The organism is Streptomyces rishiriensis, from assembly GCF_003112535.1.
Lineage (GTDB): Bacteria > Actinomycetota > Actinomycetes > Streptomycetales > Streptomycetaceae > Streptomyces > Streptomyces rishiriensis.
Genome location: NZ_BEWA01000054.1, coordinates 1 through 4237 on the forward strand (window position 1 = coordinate 1; position 4237 = coordinate 4237).

Below are 4237 nucleotides of genomic sequence, written 5' to 3' on the forward strand. Positions count from 1 at the left end.
CCCTCGCGCAGAACAGCCTCCCCGACGTCAGCGACGTCAGCGACGACAGCGACGACACCGGCGACAGCGGCGACTCGGTGTTCGTGTCGATGCTCCGCAAGGACAGGAGCGAGGTGGACACCGTCGTCGCATGCGCTGCCGCCGCATACACGTCGGGGCTCTTCGTCGACTGGACCGCCGTGATCGGTAAGACCTCCACGGCCGGCGTCGACCTGCCGACCTACGCCTTCCAGCGCGAACGGTTCTGGCCGCAGACGAAGCGCAGTGAAGTCGTGCGTGACGCGGAACTCTGGGAACCAGCCGAACCGGAGGAGGCGCGCGAGCTGGCGCACACGCTGAACATCGGCGAGGACGTCGTCCAGGAGGTCCTGGCGGGACTGTCGGCCCGGCATCGGGATCGCGCGGTACGGGCCGAGGTGGATGGCTGGCAGTACCGTGTCGACTGGCAGGAGGTCGCGCTCAAGCCCGGTGACGGCCCCTCCGGGCAGTGGCTGGTGCTCCACTCGGCGAGGCACTCGGCGCACCTGGAGACGGTGACCGCCGCTCTGCCCGGCCACCTGCTCCTGTCCCTCGCCGACGAGCCCGACCGTGCGGAGCTGGCCCGCGCCGTCGCCGCCCTTCCGGGCCCGGGGATCGCCGGAGCCGTCGTCCTGTGCGACACGGTCGTGCAGGCACTCGTCGCCGCACAGGCGATGGGTGACGCGGAGGTGGCAGGGCCCACCTGGCTGGTGACCCGGGGAGCGGTCTCCGTGGGCGCCCTCGACGACGGTCCACTCCAGGCCGAGCAGGCTGCCGTCTGGGGACTGGGTCGTGTCGCCGCACTGGAACACCCCGACCGCTGGGGCGGCCTCGTCGATCTGCCGGAGGTGCCCGACGCGGACACCGCCGCGCTACTCGCATCGGTCTTCTTCTCCTCCTCCTCGGAGGACCAACTCGCGCTGCGAGAGGGCAGGATCCATGCCCGCAGGCTCCGGCAGGCGTCCGCTCAGCGGCCCACCGGACCGGGCTGGAAACCGGAAGGGAAGATCCTGATCACCGGTGGCACCGGCGCTCTCGGCGCGCACGTCGCGCGCTGGCTCGTCCGGCGTGGAGCCACCGACCTGGTCCTCACCGGTCGTCAGGGCCCCGACGCGGACGGAGCCGCCGAACTCGCCGCCGAGTTGCGCGACTCGGGCGCGCAACGGGTGAGCGTCGAGGCGTGCGACGTGTCCGACCGGACAGCGGTCGCCGACCTGCTCTCCCGGCACCGCGTCAGCGCCGTCTTCCATGCCGCCGGCGTCCCGGACCACATGCCCTTCGACGACATCGACGCCGCTCATGTTCGGCGGGTGGTGGGTGCGAAGGCGTGGGGTGCGGTGTATTTGGACGAGTTGACGCGTGGCTGGGATCTGGGCGCGTTCGTGGTGTTCTCGTCGATCGCGGGTGTGTGGGGGAGTGGGGGGCAGGCGGTGTATGCGGCGGCGAACGCGTGGGCTGATGCGGTGGTGGAGTCGCGTCGTGGTCGTGGTCTGGTGGGTGTGTCGGTGGGGTGGGGTCCGTGGGCGGGTGGGGGGATGGTGTCGGGTGAGGGTGCGGTGGAGTTGGGCCGTCGTGGGTTGCGGGTGATGGATCCGGGGCGTGCTCTGGTGGGGTTGGGGTCGGCGCTGGAGGGCAGTGGGGGCTCGGTGGTGGTGGCTGATGTGGAGTGGGACCGGTTCGTTCCGGCGTTCACCAGCCGCCGTCCCAGCCCCCTGCTCACCACCCTCCCCCGCCTCACCGGCCCTGACGTCGCCGAAGAGCCGGCGACCGAAGACGCTCGAGCCGTGCTGACCGCCCGATTGGCGCACCGGCCTGAGAAGGAGCGTCTGCGCGCGCTGCGGGAGCTGGTCCGCAAGCGGGCCGGGGTGGTGCTCGGTCGTTCCGAAGGCTCGGCCGTGGACCTCGACCGGCCCTTCAAGGACGTGGGTTTCGACTCCCTCACCGCCGTCGAACTCCGCAATCAGCTCCACGCCGAGACGGGGCTGCGGCTGCCGTCGACGCTGGTCTTCGACCATCCGAGCCCCCGCCACCTCGCCGACCATCTGCACGACGAGTTGTTCGGCGGGCCCGACCCCACGGATACAGAGCCGGGAACGCCGCTGCGGCCAGGACGAGGTGACGAGTCGTCGTTCCGCGACGCACTCGCCGCGATCCCCTTCTCGCGTTGGCAGGAGAGCGGCCTGCTGGCAGCTGTGCTGTCGTTGGCGGACAGCGGCCCGAGCGGACGGCCCACCGACGAGGCCGTCCCGTCCGGGCCCACGGCATACGGCACCGCCCGGCTCCCGGGCACACTCGAGCAGTCGCAGAACGACGACGAGTCCGTATCCGGCGCGATCGACGCCATGGACGTCGACGCACTCGTTCAACTGGCCCTGGGCGACTCCACCTCCTGAAGCACCACCCCACCGCCACGTCTTCCCGTCCGCCCGCGAACGGGCCACGAACCAGTGGAGTTTGAGCATGCCCACCTCCGAAGAGCGCGTCGTCGCCGCGCTGCGCGCCTCCCTGAACGAGAACGAGCGTCTGCGTCAGCGCAACGACGAACTCAGCCGGGCGGCGAGCGAACCCATCGCCATCGTCGGCATGGCGTGCCGCTACCCCGGTGACGTCACCACCCCGGAGCAGCTGTGGGAGCTGGTCGCGGCCGGCATCGACGCCGTCACGCCGTTCCCCGCGGACCGTGGCTGGGAGCCGGCCGGCGGGGGCTCCTCGACGTCCCCGGGGCAGGGCGGATTCGTCGCCACGGCCACGGACTTCGACGCGGGCTTCTTCGGTGTGTCACCCCGCGAGGCCCTTGCGATGGACCCCCAACAGCGTCTCGTTCTGGAGGCGTCCTGGGAGGCGCTGGAGCGCGCAGGCCTCGAACCCTCCTCCGTGCGCGGCAGTCGTACCGGCGTCTTCGTCGGATGCAGCAACCAGAACTACGGGGCCGTCTCGGGAGACGACCTGCCAGAGGGCGTCGAGGGTCACCTGCTCACCGGCAACGCCGCGAGCGTCGTCTCGGGCCGGGTGTCGTACGTGCTGGGTCTGGAGGGTCCGGCGGTGACGGTGGACACGGCGTGTTCCTCGTCGCTGGTGGCTCTGCACCTGGCGGCGCAGGCGCTGCGGTCGGGGGAGTGCGACCTGGCCCTGGCGGGCGGCGTCACCGTGATGTCCACCCCCGACGTCTTCGTGGAGTTCAGCCGTCAGGGCGGTCTGGCGGGGGACGGTCGGTGCAAGGCGTTCAGCGAGGGAGCGGACGGTACGGGGTGGGGTGAGGGGGTGGGCGTTCTCCTTGTGGAGCGGTTGTCGGATGCGCGTCGGCTGGGGCATCGGGTGTTGGCGGTGGTGCGTGGTTCGGCGGTGAACCAGGACGGTGCGTCGAACGGGTTGACGGCTCCGAACGGTCCGTCGCAGCAGCGGGTGATCCATGCCGCGTTGAGGTCGGCGGGTCTGTCCGCGGTCGATGTGGATGTGGTGGAGGCGCACGGGACCGGAACGCGGCTGGGTGATCCGATCGAGGCGCAGGCGTTGCTGGCGACCTACGGGCAGGGCCGTGCGGCGGATCAGCCGTTGTGGTTGGGGTCGGTGAAGTCGAATCTGGGCCATACGCAGGCGGCTGCGGGTGTCGCCGGTGTGATCAAGATGGTGCAGGCGTTGCGTCACGGTGTGCTGCCGGCGACGTTGCATGTGGATCAGCCGTCCTCGCATGTGGACTGGTCGGCGGGGGAGGTGCGGCTGCTGACGGAACAGCAGCCGTGGCCCCGAACCGACCGCCCCAGGGTGGCCGGCGTCTCCGCCTTCGGAGTCAGCGGCACCAACGCCCACGTCATCCTCGAACAGGCCCCGGCGGTGGACTCCCGGGCTGACCGTACCCCTGACACCGCGCACCCCGCACCGGCCGTCTGGCCGCTCTCAGGCCGGACCGAGGAGGCCCTGCGTTCCCAGGCGCGCTCTCTGGCGACGTTCGCCGCCAGGCGGTCCGACATCGCAGCCGCCCGTGCCGGACTGAGCCTGGCGACGACGCGGACGCATTTCGAGCATCGGGCCGTAGTCGTCACCGAGGGCGGCACCGGCCTCGTCGAGGCGCTTAACGCCTTGGCGCGCGGCACTGCTTCGGCGGACGCGATCGTCGGCCAGGACCACGGTGACGCGCGACAGGCGTTCTTGTTCTCGGGTCAGGGTGCGCAGCGGGTGGGGATGGGGCGTGAGTTGTATGCGTCGTTCCCGGTGTTCGCGG

Annotated in this window: 2 protein-coding genes; both read left to right on the top strand. The window is 71.2% G+C overall.

Features of this window, described 5'->3' with window-relative positions:
• Nucleotides 1-2411, top strand: a 2411-nt coding sequence (locus tag Sri02f_RS43780; protein ID WP_159106899.1) for a beta-ketoacyl reductase, incomplete at its 5' end; no start/stop codon positions are given.
• 67 nt (nucleotides 2412-2478) lie between these two features.
• Nucleotides 2479-4237: type I polyketide synthase (locus tag Sri02f_RS40710; protein ID WP_167467719.1), on the top strand; the 1759-nt coding region annotated here is incomplete at its 3' end.